The following is a 15,316-nucleotide window of genomic DNA, read 5'->3' on the forward strand; positions in this document are numbered from 1 at the left end:
TCACAATTGTGAACATTGATGACGAGAACGAGTACGCCAATTGGTTTGTTCCCCAGAGAGCCGGTATTTGCTGCAAGCCGGTGTTCAGGCCGTGGCTGAAGATCCTCTCCGAGATGCGCCGCCGAACTATGAGTTGCATAGCTAAGCGACGCCGGGTGTCCGCCGTTACAAGGAACATCAGACCACAGGTTTGGTGACTAAGGTGCCGTATTATTCGAATGGCGAGTTCTTCTAGCGAAGAGGCTGATTTCATTCGACGGATGCGGAACAAGGGTGGTAACGCGAGCATAAGCCTCGTCCCTTTTCGGGATGGGCTTTTTTTTATTTTTATTCAAGATGACTGAAGAAGGGGTAGTGCGCATGCAACGCGTAGACGTCAAAGAGAAAGCAAGAGCCCGTGAACTGCGGGTGTTAGGTAAGTGGCAGGCTGAAGATACATTCAAGAAGTCGATCGAGAATCGGGAAGGCGCCCAAAACTTCGTATTCTACGAAGGGCCTCCGACAGCGAATGGCGCGCCTCATATCGGGCACGTACTGGGCCGCGTCATCAAGGACTTCATCTGTCGTTACAAAACGATGTCCGGCTATCGCGTCGTCCGCAAGGCGGGCTGGGATACGCACGGTCTGCCGGTCGAGCTAGGCGTCGAGAAGCAGCTTGGCATCTCGGGCAAGCAGGAGATCGAAAAGTACGGCATTGAAGCGTTCATCAAGAAGTGCAAAGACAGCGTGTTCGAATACGAACGGCAGTGGCGCGATCTGACCGAAGCGATCGCTTACTGGACCGACATGGACGATCCATACATCACGCTTAATAACGACTACATCCAGTCCGTATGGAATATTCTCTCTACGATTCATGGCAAAGGGCTGCTCTACAGAGGGCACCGCGTAAGTCCATACTGCCCTTGCTGCCAGACGACGCTCAGCTCGCATGAGGTTGCCCAAGGCTACGAAGACGTGAAGGATCTTAGCGCTACGGTCAAATTCAAGCTTGCGGATCAGGACGCATTCGTCCTTGCCTGGACGACGACGCCTTGGACTTTGCCGGCAAATGTAGCGCTAGCTGTTAATCCGGAGCTGACTTACGTTTATGTGACAGCTTCGAACGAAACGTATATCGTCGCCGAAGATTTGGTCGAGAGCGTGTTCAAGGGCGAGCATGAAGTTGGCAACAAGATCAAAGGCGCCGAACTTGTCGGCCTTTCGTACCTGCCTCCTTTCCGTTATGCAACGGTTGAGAATGGCCATCAGATCATCCCAGGCGATTTCGTCACGGCGTCGAGCGGTACGGGTATCGTTCATATCGCGCCGGCACACGGGGATGACGACTACAAGGTTTCGCGCGCGAACAATGTAGGGTTCCTCAATGTCATCGATAACGCGGGCAAATATACGGATGTCGTATCCGATCTCGCAGGCCGATTCGTCAAGGATCCGCAAACCGATATCGAGATCGTCAAAATGCTGAGCGAACGTGCGCTCTTGTTCTCCAAAGAGCGTTACGAGCACAGCTATCCTTTCTGCTGGCGTTGTAAGACACCGCTCATCTACTATGCGACCGAAAGTTGGTTCATCGAGACGACGAAGGTGAAAGATCAGCTGATCGCCAACAACAACAGCGTGGAATGGTATCCAGGCCATCTGCGAGAGGGTCGTTTCGGCAAATTCCTCGAGGATCTCGTGGATTGGAATATCAGCCGTAACCGTTACTGGGGCACGCCGCTGAACGTCTGGGTATGCGAAAGCTGCGACGGTCAGTACGCGCCGAACAGCCGTGCAGATCTCGTGTCCAAATCGATTGCGCCAATCTCGGAAGATATTGAACTGCACAAGCCGTATGTGGATGAAGTGAAGCTGCATTGCCCGCATTGCGAAGGCGGCGTCATGACGCGTACGTCCGAAGTGATCGACGTCTGGTTCGATAGCGGCTCGATGCCGTTCGCGCAGCAGTTCTATCCATTCGGCGATACGGCGAAGTTCGAAGAGCAATATCCGGCGGACATCATCTGCGAAGGCATCGACCAGACGCGCGGTTGGTTCTTCAGCTTGCTCGCGGTATCGACCTTGTATAACGGCAAAGCGCCGTACAAAGCGGTATTATCGACGGGCCATATTCTCGATGAGAACGGACAGAAGATGTCCAAGTCGAAAGGGAATGTTATCGATCCTTGGGAAATCATCAACGAGTACGGCACGGATGCATTCCGTTGGGCGCTTCTGTCCGACAGCGCGCCATGGAACAGCAAACGTTTCTCGCGCGGCATCGTAGGCGATGCCAAATCCAAAGTTATCGATACGATCGTCAATACGCATGCCTTCTTCGCGCTGTATGCATCTATCGATGGCTATGATCCAGCGACGGCTGCGCCTCGCGTATCCGATGTGAAGCTCGACCGCTGGATTGTTTCCCGTCTGAACAGCTTGATCAAAGTCGTGGAGAAAGGCCTCGCGGTCAACGACTTCCTGAATCCTGCCAAGGCGATCGAAGCATTCGTCGACGAGCTTAGCAACTGGTATATCCGCCGTTCCCGCGACCGTTTCTGGGGCAGCGGATTGACGGATGATAAGCTAGACGCATACGGTACGCTGCAGCAAGTGCTGGTTACTCTCGCGAAGCTAATCGCGCCATTCGCGCCGCTGCTTGCTGACGATGTATATGGTAATCTGAGCGGAGATACGAACAGCGTTCATCTGGCCGATTACCCGAAAGCCGACGATTCGGCCATCGACGAGGTGCTTGAGCGTGACATGGAGACGGCCCGCCAGATCGTCGAGCTAGCGCGCAACGTCCGCAACGAGAACAGCCTGAAGACGCGGCAACCGCTCTCCGAGCTGATCGTTGCCCTCGACCGTGATTTCGATCTGTCCGATTACGAAGCGATCATTCAGGATGAGATCAACGTCAAGTCGATCAAGATCGCAAGCGGCGACAGCGGATTCGTTGATTTTACGTTCAAGCTCAACCTGAAGGTTGCAGGCAAGAAGTACGGCAAGCATGTCGGTCCGATCCAAGGCTATCTGAAGTCGCTTACCCCTGAGCAGACGAGCGAAGCGGTGCGTGCAGGCGAGTTGACTTTCACGAGCGGCGAAGGCGAGACGCTGACGATCACGCAAGATGAGCTGCTCGTGGAGAAGCAGGCTAAGGCAGGGTTTGCATCGGCTTCCGGATACCAGTTGACGGTGGCGCTGAATACCGACATCACGCCGGAGCTTGTTCAGGAAGGCTGGGTCCGTGAAGTGATTCGTGCCGTTCAGGATACGCGCAAGAAGCTGGATTTGCCGATCGAGAAACGGATTCATCTCGTGCTCGACGTCGATCAGGAGCTTCGCGAAGCGCTCGCTGCGTTCGAATCGGTGTTGTTCGACAGCGTCCTCGTCAGCAAAGTCGAGTACGGAACGGCAGAGCAGATGGAACGGGTATCGCTCGGCGAAAAAGAAATCGGGATACAAATTGTGTAAGTTAGGACATATTAAATAGCGACAACAAAGCGAACGCCCATGCAGACGATGATGGGGACGGCTGAGGCCGTCTCCGGTCATCGCGTGCATGGGCGTTCTTATGCAACTTTAGCGAGAGGGGAATTGGAGCTTGAGCGAAGAGGTCAAAGATATGAGCGCGATCAGACGATCGATGGATTTGCTCGATCGGCGGTTAATGAAGGTAGCTGAAGATATGGAACGGTCGCAAATGGCGGAGTATGTCGAATTGCTGAACCGGCCCTTATCCTTAATTTGGCGCAACCTTCTGGCTGGAACGGCCAGAGGCGTCGGCATTGCCGTCGGTTTTACCTTTTTCGCGGCAACGATCGTATATGTGCTCCAGATGCTCGGCGCGCTCAATCTTCCAATTATCGGCGATTACATCGCGGACATCGTCCGGATCGTTCAACACCAATTGGATGTAAAGACGTATTAGCTGCCGCTAACGCGCATTACATTAACTCAAGCTCGTGATCGCCTTCGTCATTGTCCAAATAATTGTAGTATTCCTTGTTACGGACGACGCTGACATGGCTGCCCGTAATATCGGTAGCCAGGAAGCTCTCGATCGCTTCGACATAGCCGTCATGCTCGCCTGCCTCGATCCCGACGCTGTCATAGGAGTCGACATCGCGGTTCTCTGAATAGGCAGGGGAGTCGGAGTTGCCCCAACTCTCGACGATCTGCCAGGCATCTTCGCCGTCGAATCCGTTGTATTCATGTTCATCCAAGCTAGAACGTCCGAACGGCGGGGATAGAAATTCCTCTTCGACGGGGCGATTCGACGATAATTCTTGTCTCGGCGCGAATTCGACCGCATAGAGCGATTCGGGCAAAGCTTGGAGACGTTCGTAAGGAATCGGCTGTCCGGAAGCTTGGCAAATGCCGTATGTTCCGTTATCCATGGCGTCGAGCGCTGCGGTAATACGGGCAAGGTGCAGATCCTCTTGCTCCAGCAGCGCGATATCTTTCGCACGCTCGAAGGTTTCGGTCGCGACATCCGCAGGGTGATTGTCAATGGTCGACAGTTCGCCGGTCTCGTCACGTTCCGAACCTGCAAGCCCGTAATGCTCGTTATTGGCTAGTCGTTCCTCAATAAGCTGCTTCTCGGCTTCAAGGACGCCTCTTAGTTCGCCCAGCTGTTGTTGTGTCAGATGACTCATGCAATCGCACATCCTTCGAATGGAATCAGATAACGGCAGATGAAGATAACGCTGTTAGTTTGGTCCTCGCGGGCTCTTTTTAGAAGGGGCGGCGCATTCAAGTTCCCGGCAGTATTGGCAGCATTGGCCTTGCATAAGACAAGCCTGTCGGGATGCTTGGTATTCGCTGGTTAGCGGCAGGCTAATATGCTACAATGTTTGGGACGAGGGGGAGTGGTGACTTGCGATTATACTACTATTGGATCGCGCTATTCGTATTTGTAATTGATTTGATCACGAAAAAAATCGTGGAGTACCAGATGGAAATTGGCGATATCATTCCGGTGATCGGCGATTTCTTCGTTATTACGTCCCTTCGGAACAAGGGCGCGGCATTCGGTATTTTGCAAAACCAACGGTTCTTATTTATTATCATTACGCTGGTTGTCGTCTCGGCAATTGTTTGGTATATACAGCGCAATAAACACGGGCAGAAACTTCTGCTGACGGGGCTTGGACTTGTATTGGGCGGTGCGGTCGGCAACTTCCTGGATCGCGCGTTGTACGGGGAAGTCGTCGATTTCTTGCAGTTCACTTTCGGTACGTACGTCTTCCCGATCTTTAACCTGGCGGATACCGCGATCTGTATCGGTGTCGGACTGATCCTGCTTGATTCGGTACTGAACATGAAGAATGAGAATAAAGAAACGAGTGAAACAAATGGACAACCTGATGGAAACCAGCCAGAACGACCACTTCATTAATGAAGAGAACGGCGACGAACCGATCGAATTCGTCGTTCGCGCAGATGAAGCGGGGGAACGTCTGGACAAGTTCGTAACGGAAAATATGTATGATGAATCCATTTCGCGCACGCAGGTGCAGGATTGGATCAAGAACGCTGCCGTATTGGTGAACGGTCGTACCGTCAAGCCGAATTACAAGCTGGCAGACGGGGATACGATTGTGGTGACGGTTCCAGAACCGGAGAGCGCGACGATTGATCCCGAGAATATTCCGCTCGATATCATTTATGAAGATTCGGACGTCATCGTCATCAATAAGCCAAGAGGCATGGTGGTGCATCCGGCGCCGGGGCATCCTTCCGGTACGGTCGTTAACGCGCTGATGTATCATTGCAAGGATCTCTCGGGCATTAACGGCGTCATGCGTCCCGGCATCGTGCACCGGATCGATAAGGATACATCGGGCCTGCTCATGATCGCGAAGAACGATCTGGCGCACGCTTCCTTGGCGGCGCAGTTGAAGGTTCACTCCGTTAACCGCCGATACGTTGCGCTTGTTCACGGCAATGTTCCGCACGACAACGGAACAATCGATGCGCCGATCGGTCGGGACCCGAAGGACCGCAAGTTGTTCACCGTAACGGAGAAAGGCAGCAAGCATGCGGTGACGCATTTTACGGTCATGGAGAGATTCGGCGATTATACGCTTATGGAGCTCCAGCTTGAAACCGGCCGCACGCACCAGATTCGCGTACATATGAAATATATCGGGCATCCGCTCGCCGGCGACCCCGTGTACGGCCGCAGCAAGACGATTGCCTTGAAGGGCCAAGCGCTTCATGCGCAAGTACTCGGATTCACCCATCCTCGCTCGGGCGAAGAGAAGTTGTTCGAGGCGCCGATTCCGGCAGATATGATGCATGAGATTACGCTGCTGCGTCAGAGCTAGCATTCCGCGTCTGCCGATGAAGAATAGTGCAAACTTTTCACCAAAAAATTTATTATGTTCACCTGTCAAGTACGCTATGATTGTAGCGATTAAGCATGTATACTGCGATACGATGAAAGGTGAGTGAATCGACGAATGACACAAATTAATCACAATTATACGGAGCTGCAAGGCAGCTACCTTTTCGCTGAGATCGCCAAGCGCCGCACGAAGTTTATCCAAGACAACCCGGACGCGCAAATTATTAGCCTCGGGATTGGCGACGTTACGCGCGGCCTTCCAGACGCGATAACGAAAGCGATGCACGCGGCTGTGGACGAGCTTGCAGAAGCGAGCTCCTTCCGCGGTTACGGCCCAGAGCAGGGCTATGATTTCCTGATCAATGCCATCATCGAGAATGATTACAAAGCGCGCGGCATCGACATCGCAGCGAACGAAGTATTCGTCAGCGACGGTTCGAAGTGCGACGTGGGCAACATCCAGGAGATCTTCAGCCAAGATTCCGTTGTCGCGGTACAAGACCCGGTATACCCGGTGTACGTGGATACGAACGTCATGGCTGGCCGTTCGGGCAAGTTCAACAAGGAGAAAGGCCAATACGAGAACATCGTATACCTGCCGACAAGCGCAGAGAACGATTTCACGCCAAGCCTGCCTGACCGCAAAGTTGACCTGATCTACCTCTGCTACCCGAACAATCCGACAGGGATGACACTGTCCAAAGAGCAGCTTAAAGTATGGGTCGACTATGCCAAAGCGAACGACTGCATCATCTTGTACGATTCCGCTTATGAAGCATTCATTCAAGAGGAAGGCGTACCGCGCAGCATCTATGAGATCGAAGGCGCGAAGGAAGTAGCGATCGAATTCCGCAGTTTCTCGAAGACTGCAGGCTTCACGGGCGTTCGTTGCGCGTACACGGTCGTTCCTCGCGAGCTGAAAGGCAAAGACGAGAACGGCAACATCGTGCTGATCAACGATATGTGGAACCGTCGCCACACGACGAAATTCAACGGCGTGTCTTATGTGACACAGCGCGGCGCAGCTGCGATCTATTCGGAAGAAGGCAAAGAGCAAATCAAATCGCTGATCGATTACTACATGACGAACGCAAGCATCATCCGCGAAGGCTTGGCTTCGATCGGTCTTGAAGTATTCGGCGGCGTGAACGCTCCTTACATTTGGCTCAAGACGCCGAACGGTCTTGATTCGTGGGCATTCTTCGATAAGCTGCTGTCGGAAGCGCATATCGTAGGTACGCCGGGCGTTGGCTTCGGCCAAAGCGGCCAAGGCTACTTCCGCCTGACGGCATTCGGCAGCCGTGAGAATACGGAGAAAGCCGTAGAGCGTATCAAAAAGCTGAGTCTGTAACAGAATATAAGCAGTGGACGAAAGCCCGCGCTCATTCGACAATGTTTTTGAATGAGTTCGGGCTTGTCTATTGACATATATATCACGTCATGGCATAATTCCTGTAATGAACAACAGTACCTTTAAGATCAGTCCAGAGAGGCTGGCAAGGTAGCGTGAATAGTTGAATCGTTACGGTGAATGGGCGGAATCTATGCGTATGTACATAGGGGCTGTCTATATCTATGCATCTGACGAGTCGAATAACTACCGCACTCCTTGCGCACTACGCAAGGAGTTTTTTTGTTAGCCGGATTTAGAACATGAAGGTGGAATCCAAGATGAGTGAAGAGCGCATCCTGATGGATGAAACAGCAATACGGCGGGCGTTGACTCGGATTGCCCACGAGATTGTGGAGAAGAACAAAGGGATCGAAGGCTGCCTGCTGGTCGGGATTCGGACAAGAGGCATTTACCTTGCGGAGCGAATTGCCGAGCGGATCCAAGAAATCGAAGGCATGCCGATCGAAGTGTGCGAACTCGACATTACCTCTTATCGCGACGACCGCCAATCGGGCAAGAACGCAGGTGCAGAGGGTGAGAGTGCCGCATCGGACTGCAACGCGCCGCTCCTTCAGGTGCAGGACAAGCGGGTTATCTTGTTCGACGATGTGCTCTACACAGGGCGTACGATCCGAGCGGCGATGGACGCAGTGATGGATTGTGGCAGGCCGCAGACCATACAGCTGGCGGTACTGGTCGACCGGGGACATCGGGAACTGCCGATCCGGCCGGATTATGTGGGCAAGAATGTGCCGACATCCAAACAAGAAGAAATTGAAGTTTCCCTTATCGAAATCGATAACGAAGATAAAGTAACCATACTCCATTAGAGGGGGCAAGCTAAAGATGACCATGACAACCTTGCGACAACGCAGCCTACTCGGTTTGAAAGAGCTTGATAAAGAAGAAATCGTCTCGATTCTTGACCGAGCTGCCTACTGGGAGGCTCAACCCGAGAAAGTAAACGGCGTACTGAACGGCAAATTCGTAGCGAACATGTTCTTCGAGAACAGCACGAGAACAAGGTTCTCCTTCGAAGTGGCGGAGAAGCGGCTTGGGGCGGAAGTGCTGAACTTCTCGGCTGCGGTATCGAGCGTACAGAAGGGCGAATCGATCTACGATACGGTGCGCACGTTGGAGTCGATGGGCATTGACGCAGGCGTAATCCGGCTGAAGCCGATCGGCGTGCTGGCCGATATCGCAACGAAGATTAAAGTGCCCCTGATCAATGCGGGCGATGGCAACAACGAACATCCGACGCAAGCGCTTCTGGATCTGTACACCATGCGCAAGCAATTCGGTGAACTGCGCGGCCTGAACGTGTCGATCATCGGCGACGTCATGCACAGCCGGGTTGCACGCTCCAACCTCTGGGCGCTGAAGAAACTTGGCGCGAACGTGAAGTTCTGCGCGCCGGCGAACATGACGGCCCCTGAGCTGGATGTGGAGCACATTGCGATCGATGAGGCGCTGAAAGCGGATGTCGTCATGATGCTGCGGGTACAACTGGAACGCCATGAAGGCGGGATAATCAAGTCGGCCGAGGATTACAGGACGCAGTATGGACTGACGGTCGAGCGTGCCAAGCGAATGGCTCCGCACGCGATCATCATGCACCCTGCCCCGATCAACCGCGGCGTCGAGATTGACGATGAGCTGGTGGAATGTCCGCAATCGCGCATTTTTCCACAGATGCAGAATGGCGTGCCGATCCGGATGGCGGTTATCGAGCGGGCACTAAGCTAGATCAAGTTACGGTTCATAAGCGAAGGGAGAACATAGAGCAATGGCAACTTGGATATTGAACGGCAATGTATGGAACGAGTCGGAAGGCAAGCTGTCCCTGAAGCACATTCGTCTCGAAGGCAGCATGATCGAAACGGTCATCGACGCGGGATCGGGACTGCCTGAGCTGGAAGGGCATGAGAGCATCGACGCTGCGGGCAAACTCGTATCGGCAGGCTTCATCGATATGCACGTCCATCTTCGCGAGCCAGGATTCGAATATAAAGAAGATATCGCAAGCGGCACGCAATCGGCAGCCAAAGGCGGATTCACGACTATCGCCTGCATGCCGAATACGAGACCGGTTATCGACACGCCTGAGACGATCCGCTACATATTGGATAAGACGGCTGAAGTCGGTATCGTCAAAGTGCTGCCTTACGCAGCGATCACGAAGAACGAACTCGGTCGCGAGCTGACCGACTTCGCGGCGCTGAAAGAAGCGGGCGCAATCGGCTTTACCGATGACGGCGTCGGCGTGCAGAACGCGCAAATGATGAAGAACGCGATGGCGATGGCGCAATCGCTCGGCATGCCGGTCATCGCCCACTGCGAAGACGACTCGCTTGTCGAAGGCGCAGCGGTTACCGAAGGCAAGTTCGCCAAGGAGAACGGATTGAAGGGCATTCCGAACGAGTCGGAAGCGATCCACGTCGGCCGTGACATCCTGCTTGCCGAAGCAACGGGCGTACACTACCATGTGTGCCATGTGAGCACGGAGCAGTCGGTTCGCTTGATCCGCCTCGCGAAGCAGATCGGCATCAAGGTTACTGCAGAGGTTTGTCCGCATCACCTGATCCTTTCGGATGAGGATATCCCGAGCATGGACGCGAATTGGAAAATGAACCCTCCGCTTCGCACGCCGCGCGATGTGCAAGCGGTCATCGAAGGATTGGAAGACGGCACGCTCGACATCGTCGTCACGGACCATGCGCCGCACAGCGCGGAAGAGAAGGCCCGCGGCATGCAGCTCGCTCCATTCGGCATCACGGGCTTCGAGACGGCGTTCCCGCTGCTCTACACGAAGTTCGTCGCAACCGGCAAGTGGACGCTCGGCTTCCTGCTGAAGCGGATGACGCAAGACCCGGCCCGCGTTTTCGGCCTTGCCGAAGGCAAGCTTGAAGCCGGCGCGCCAGCGGATCTGACGATCGTAGATCTTGAGCGCGAACAAGAAGTGGATCCAAGCACATTCCTCTCCAAAGGCAAGAATACGCCGTTCACCGGTTGGAAGCTGCAAGGCTGGCCGGTAACGACGATCGTGAATGGTAAAGTGGTCTGGTCCGAGTAGTCGGACCAAGGCGTTTGGCGATATAGCTTCTCGAAGAATATATTACGCACATACGACTGCAAGGTAGGTCACGGCGATAGTAAACGTACGCTGCATGGCGAGTTGTCTGCTCGCTCAAGAACGAAAGTACTAACGTGAACCAAGGCAGAGAACTTATAAGGAGTGATACGAATGCAAGCAAGACTGCTGCTCGAAGACGGCACATTGTTCACAGGCTTGAGCTTTGGCGCCGAGGGTCAATCCGCTGGCGAAGTGGTATTCAATACAGGGATTACAGGTTACCAAGAGGTATTGTCGGATCCGTCCTACTGCGGACAGATCGTAACGATGACTTACCCGCTGATCGGCAACTACGGCATTACGCGCGATGACTTCGAGGCGGTTCGCCCTTACATCCACGGTTTCGTCGTACGCCGTCACGAACCGGTGCCAAGTAACTGGCGTGCAGAATACACGCTTGATCGCCTGCTCAAAGAATACGGCATCCCAGGCATCAGCGACATCGACACGCGGATGCTGACGCGCAAACTGCGTCACTACGGTACGATGAAAGGCCTGCTCACGACTGGCAACGAGCGCATTGAAGAGCTTCAAGAACGACTTCTCGGCACGACGCTCATGCGCGATCAAGTGGCTCGCACTTCGACGAACAGCATCTTCTCGAGCCCTGGCGACCGCGAACGGATCGTACTGGTTGACTTCGGCGCGAAGAGCGGCATTCTGCGTGAACTGACGAAGCGCGGCTGCGACGTAGTGGTTGTGCCTCATGATACGACAGCGGACCAGATCCGCCGCCTGAAGCCAGACGGCATTCAGCTCTCGAACGGCCCTGGGGATCCGAAGGATGTACCGCAAGCAGTCACAATGATCCAAGAGCTGCTGGGCGAATATCCGATCTTCGGTATCTGCCTTGGCCACCAACTCTTCGCTCTGGCTTGCGGCGCAGATACAGCGAAGCTGAAATTCGGCCACCGCGGCGGTAACCACCCAGTTAAAGAACTCGCTACGAACCGCTGCTACATCACTTCCCAGAACCACGGTTATACCGTACTGGACGACACCGTAGCCGGAACGAAGCTGGAAGTCACGCATATCAACAACAATGACCGTACGATCGAAGGACTTAAACATACGGAATTCCCGGCCTTCTCGGTGCAGTACCATCCGGAAGCAGCGCCCGGTCCGTTCGATTCGAGCTACCTGTTCGACGAATTCCTGGATATGATCCGCGCTCATAAGAAGAATAACCCGCAGAAACCGCGCCAAGCACAGCTTGCGGAGGCATTGAGAGGAGAGCTGCAATATGCCCAAAAATAAAGAACTGAAGAAGATTCTCGTTATCGGCTCCGGCCCGATCGTCATTGGCCAGGCAGCAGAGTTCGACTATGCAGGTACGCAAGCCTGCCAAGCGCTCAAGGAAGAAGGCTACGAGGTTGTTCTGATCAACAGCAACCCGGCAACAATCATGACGGACACGAACATGGCTGACCGTGTCTATATCGAACCAATCACGCTCGACTTCGTAACGCAAATCATTCGCCAAGAGCGTCCGGACGGCCTGCTCCCGACGCTTGGCGGTCAGACTGGCCTCAACATGGCAGTCGAACTGGCACGTGCTGGCGTACTGGAACGCGAGAACGTGAAGTTGCTCGGAACGCAGCTTACGGCGATCGAGAAAGCGGAAGACCGTGACCTGTTCCGCGACCTGATGCGTGAACTGGAGCAACCTGTACCAGAGAGCACGATCGTTACGACGGTTGAAGCAGCAGTTGACTTCGCTAACGAGATCGGCTACCCGATCATCGTTCGCCCCGCATACACGCTCGGCGGTACAGGCGGCGGTATCTGCGCCAACGAAGAAGAGTTGCTGGAGACGGTTGCTTCCGGTATCCGTTACAGCCCGATCAGCCAGTGCTTGATCGAGAAATCGATCGCCGGCATGAAAGAAGTCGAATACGAAGTTATGCGAGATGCGAACGATAACTGTATCGTCGTATGTAACATGGAGAACTTCGACCCGGTTGGCGTTCATACAGGCGACTCCATCGTCGTAGCGCCAAGCCAGACGCTGTCTGACCGCGAGTATCAAATGCTCCGTTCGGCGTCACTCAAAATTATCCGTGCGCTGAATATCGAAGGCGGTTGTAACGTTCAGTTCGCCCTAGATCCGTTCAGCTACCAATACTATGTCATCGAGGTTAACCCTCGTGTAAGCCGCTCGTCCGCGCTTGCTTCCAAAGCGACAGGCTACCCGATCGCGAAGATGGCTGCGAAGATCGCTGTAGGTTACACGCTCGACGAACTTGTGAACCCGGTAACGGGCCAGACTTACGCATGCTTCGAGCCAACACTCGACTACATCGTATCGAAAATCCCGCGTTGGCCGTTCGACAAGTTCACTTCGGCGAACCGTAAACTCGGAACGCAGATGAAAGCGACCGGCGAAGTCATGGCAATCGGACGTACGTTCGAAGAGTCCATGCACAAAGCGGTCCGTTCCCTGGAGATCGGCGCACACCGTATCCACCTGAAGGACGCAGCCGATCTGCATGACGACGTGCTGCGCTTGCGCCTCCAGAAGCCTGACGACGAGCGGATGTTCCTCGTAGCGGAAGGATTCCGCCGCGGTTACACGCTTCAAGATATTCAGGACCTGACGAATATCGACTGGTGGTTCCTTGATAAGATCGAAGGCATCGTGAAGTTCGAAGACCAACTGCGCGCAGCGCCAGCGCTGACGCAAGAGCTTCTCTATGCAGCGAAGCGCAAAGGCTTCTCGGACCGTTCGATCGCAGAGATCCGCACAGAAGGCGGCAATGCTGCAAACGAGTTCGACATCCGCGAACTGCGTCTGTCCCAAGGCCTGAAGCCGGTCTACAAAATGGTTGATACGTGCGCGGCAGAATTCGAAGCGACAACGCCGTACTACTACTCGACTTACGAGACAGAGAACGAAGTGACCGAAACGACGAAGGAGAAGGTACTGGTGCTTGGCTCCGGTCCGATCCGGATCGGCCAAGGGATCGAGTTCGACTACTCGACGGTACATGCCGTATGGGCGATCCAGAACGCTGGATACGAAGCGGTTATCATTAATAACAACCCGGAGACAGTCTCGACAGACTTCTCCACAAGTGACCGCCTTTACTTCGAACCGCTGTTCTTCGAGGACGTCATGAACGTCATCGAGCAAGAGAAGCCAATCGGCGTTATCGTGCAGTTCGGCGGACAGACGGCCATCAACCTGGCAGCACCGCTGACCAAAGCAGGCGTACGCATCTTGGGCTCGGATCTGGAGAGCATCGACGCTGCCGAGGACCGCAAGAAGTTCGAAGCGCTTCTGCGCAAGCTGGACATCGCTCAGCCGGAAGGCAAGACCGTAACATCTGTCGACGAAGCGGTAGGAACGGCTCAAGGGCTTGGATATCCGGTGCTGGTACGTCCATCGTACGTCCTTGGCGGACGCGCAATGGAAATCGTCTACTCCGACGAAGAGCTGTTGAACTACATGGTGCAAGCAGTTAAAATCAATCCGGAGCATCCGGTTCTGATCGACCGCTACATGCTCGGCAAAGAAGCGGAAGTCGACGCGATCTGCGACGGCGAGACGGTTCTCATCCCAGGCATCATGGAGCATGTCGAGCGCGCGGGCGTTCACTCCGGCGACTCGATCGCGGTGTACCCGCCGCAACATCTCTCGGATGATCTGAAGCAGCAAATGGTCGATATTACGATCAAGATTGCCAAAGAACTGCGCGTCATCGGTCTGGTCAACATCCAGTTCGTTATCTTCCAGGAGAAAGTGTACGTCATTGAGGTTAACCCTCGTTCGTCGCGTACCGTGCCGTTCCTGAGCAAAGTAACGAACATTCCGATGGCGAATCTGGCGACCAAAGCGATCCTTGGCCAGAAGCTGGCTGACCTGGGCTACCAAGAAGGTTTGGCGCCGGAAGATGACTACGTATCCGTGAAAGTGCCGGTATTCTCCTTCGCGAAACTTCGCCGCGTTGACCCTACGCTGACGCCTGAGATGAAATCGACGGGTGAAGTTATGGGCCGCGACCAACAGTATGCAAAAGCACTGTATAAAGGCCTCATCGGCGCAGGTATGAAAATCCCGCCGACTGGCGCGATTATCGCAACTGTAGCAGACAAAGATAAGCCGGAAGCGATCGAGATTCTGCGCGGCTTCTACGAACTGGGCTACAACATTATCGCAACAGGCGGAACGGCTACAGCGCTGGAAGCAGCGGGTATTCGCGTGAAGCATGTGAACAAGTTGACAGAAGGAACGCCGAACATTCTGGATCTGATCCGCGATGGGCAAGCACACTTCGTCGTCAATACGCTCACGAAAGGTAAAACACCAGAGCGTGACGGCTTCCGGATTCGCCGCGAAGCGGTTGAGAACGGCGTCGTATGTATGACAAGCCTCGATACGGTTCGCGCGCTCCTGAACATGCTGGAGACGATCAACTTCTCGTCCAAAGCCATGCCAGTCGTGCAAGCTTAA

11 protein-coding genes and 1 other annotated feature are annotated in these 15,316 nt (G+C 54.3%); of the genes, 10 read left to right on the forward strand and 1 reads right to left on the reverse strand.

Features of this window, described 5'->3' with window-relative positions; genetic code table 11:
- Nucleotides 1-9 precede the first annotated feature (9 nt).
- Nucleotides 10-305 (forward strand) — a binding site (T-box leader).
- Between the two features lie 55 nt (nt 306-360).
- Nucleotides 361-3,459, forward strand: a complete 3,099-nt coding sequence (gene ileS, locus FHS18_RS05495; RefSeq protein ID WP_183597818.1) for an isoleucine--tRNA ligase — start codon at nt 361-363, stop codon at nt 3,457-3,459.
- A gap of 172 nt (nt 3,460-3,631) precedes the next feature.
- Nucleotides 3,632-3,916 (forward strand): DUF5665 domain-containing protein, encoded by a 285-nt coding sequence (locus FHS18_RS05500; RefSeq protein WP_246427512.1) that lies wholly within the window; start codon nt 3,632-3,634, stop codon nt 3,914-3,916.
- Between the two features lie 16 nt (nt 3,917-3,932).
- On the opposite strand, the gene FHS18_RS05505 is transcribed toward FHS18_RS05500, so the two are convergent.
- Nucleotides 3,933-4,643, reverse strand: coding sequence for a TraR/DksA C4-type zinc finger protein (locus FHS18_RS05505; RefSeq protein ID WP_183597820.1), 711 nt, complete (start codon nt 4,641-4,643; stop codon nt 3,933-3,935).
- Between the two features lie 221 nt (nt 4,644-4,864).
- Here FHS18_RS05505 and lspA point away from each other — a divergent pair, with 221 nt between their 5' ends.
- The 8 genes from lspA to carB all read left to right on the forward strand — a co-directional run bounded on the left by lspA (nt 4,865) and on the right by carB (nt 15,316).
- Nucleotides 4,865-5,386, forward strand: coding sequence for a signal peptidase II (gene lspA, locus FHS18_RS05510; protein ID WP_246427472.1), 522 nt, complete (start codon nt 4,865-4,867; stop codon nt 5,384-5,386).
- Entirely contained in the window at nt 5,343-6,317 is a 975-nt protein-coding gene (locus FHS18_RS05515; RefSeq protein WP_183597824.1) for an RluA family pseudouridine synthase, read from the forward strand. Before lspA ends, FHS18_RS05515 begins: the two co-directional genes overlap by 44 nt.
- Nucleotides 6,318-6,452: 135 nt before the next feature.
- Nucleotides 6,453-7,688 carry an LL-diaminopimelate aminotransferase gene (locus FHS18_RS05520; RefSeq protein WP_183597826.1) on the forward strand — a complete coding sequence of 412 codons (1,236 nt, stop codon included), beginning with the start codon at nt 6,453-6,455 and terminating at the stop codon, nt 7,686-7,688.
- A gap of 320 nt (nt 7,689-8,008) precedes the next feature.
- On the forward strand, nt 8,009-8,560 hold the full coding sequence (pyrR, locus tag FHS18_RS05525; RefSeq protein ID WP_183597828.1) for a bifunctional pyr operon transcriptional regulator/uracil phosphoribosyltransferase PyrR: 552 nt from the start codon (nt 8,009-8,011) through the stop codon (nt 8,558-8,560).
- A 16-nt stretch (nt 8,561-8,576) separates the two neighbouring features.
- Nucleotides 8,577-9,476 carry an aspartate carbamoyltransferase catalytic subunit gene (locus FHS18_RS05530; protein ID WP_183597830.1) on the forward strand — a complete coding sequence of 300 codons (900 nt, stop codon included), beginning with the start codon at nt 8,577-8,579 and terminating at the stop codon, nt 9,474-9,476.
- Nucleotides 9,477-9,516: 40 nt separating this feature from the next.
- Nucleotides 9,517-10,803, forward strand: coding sequence for a dihydroorotase (locus FHS18_RS05535; RefSeq protein WP_183597832.1), 1,287 nt, complete (start codon nt 9,517-9,519; stop codon nt 10,801-10,803).
- Nucleotides 10,804-10,974: 171 nt separating this feature from the next.
- Complete coding sequence (locus FHS18_RS05540) at nt 10,975-12,120, forward strand: carbamoyl phosphate synthase small subunit (protein WP_183597834.1); 1,146 nt, start codon at nt 10,975-10,977, stop codon at nt 12,118-12,120.
- Complete coding sequence (carB, locus tag FHS18_RS05545) at nt 12,107-15,316, forward strand: carbamoyl-phosphate synthase large subunit (protein WP_183597836.1); 3,210 nt, start codon at nt 12,107-12,109, stop codon at nt 15,314-15,316. The genes FHS18_RS05540 and carB overlap by 14 nt, the downstream gene beginning before the upstream one ends.

Source organism: Paenibacillus phyllosphaerae, from assembly GCF_014192105.1.
GTDB lineage: Bacteria > Bacillota > Bacilli > Paenibacillales > Paenibacillaceae > Paenibacillus_Z > Paenibacillus_Z phyllosphaerae.

Excerpts from the sequence above, each read along its gene's own strand:
- ileS (WP_183597818.1), top strand. The coding sequence starts at position 361 with ATGCAACGCGTAGACGTCAAAGAGAAAGCAAGAGCCCGTGAACTGCGG.
- FHS18_RS05500 (WP_246427512.1), top strand. The coding sequence starts at position 3,632 with ATGGATTTGCTCGATCGGCGGTTAATGAAGGTAGCTGAAGATATGGAA.
- FHS18_RS05505 (WP_183597820.1), bottom strand. The coding sequence starts at position 4,643 with ATGAGTCATCTGACACAACAACAGCTGGGCGAACTAAGAGGCGTCCTT.
- FHS18_RS05515 (WP_183597824.1), top strand. The coding sequence starts at position 5,343 with ATGGACAACCTGATGGAAACCAGCCAGAACGACCACTTCATTAATGAA.
- FHS18_RS05520 (WP_183597826.1), top strand. The coding sequence starts at position 6,453 with ATGACACAAATTAATCACAATTATACGGAGCTGCAAGGCAGCTACCTT.
- pyrR (WP_183597828.1), top strand. The coding sequence starts at position 8,009 with ATGAGTGAAGAGCGCATCCTGATGGATGAAACAGCAATACGGCGGGCG.
- FHS18_RS05530 (WP_183597830.1), top strand. The coding sequence starts at position 8,577 with ATGACCATGACAACCTTGCGACAACGCAGCCTACTCGGTTTGAAAGAG.
- FHS18_RS05535 (WP_183597832.1), top strand. The coding sequence starts at position 9,517 with ATGGCAACTTGGATATTGAACGGCAATGTATGGAACGAGTCGGAAGGC.
- FHS18_RS05540 (WP_183597834.1), top strand. The coding sequence starts at position 10,975 with ATGCAAGCAAGACTGCTGCTCGAAGACGGCACATTGTTCACAGGCTTG.
- carB (WP_183597836.1), top strand. The coding sequence starts at position 12,107 with ATGCCCAAAAATAAAGAACTGAAGAAGATTCTCGTTATCGGCTCCGGC.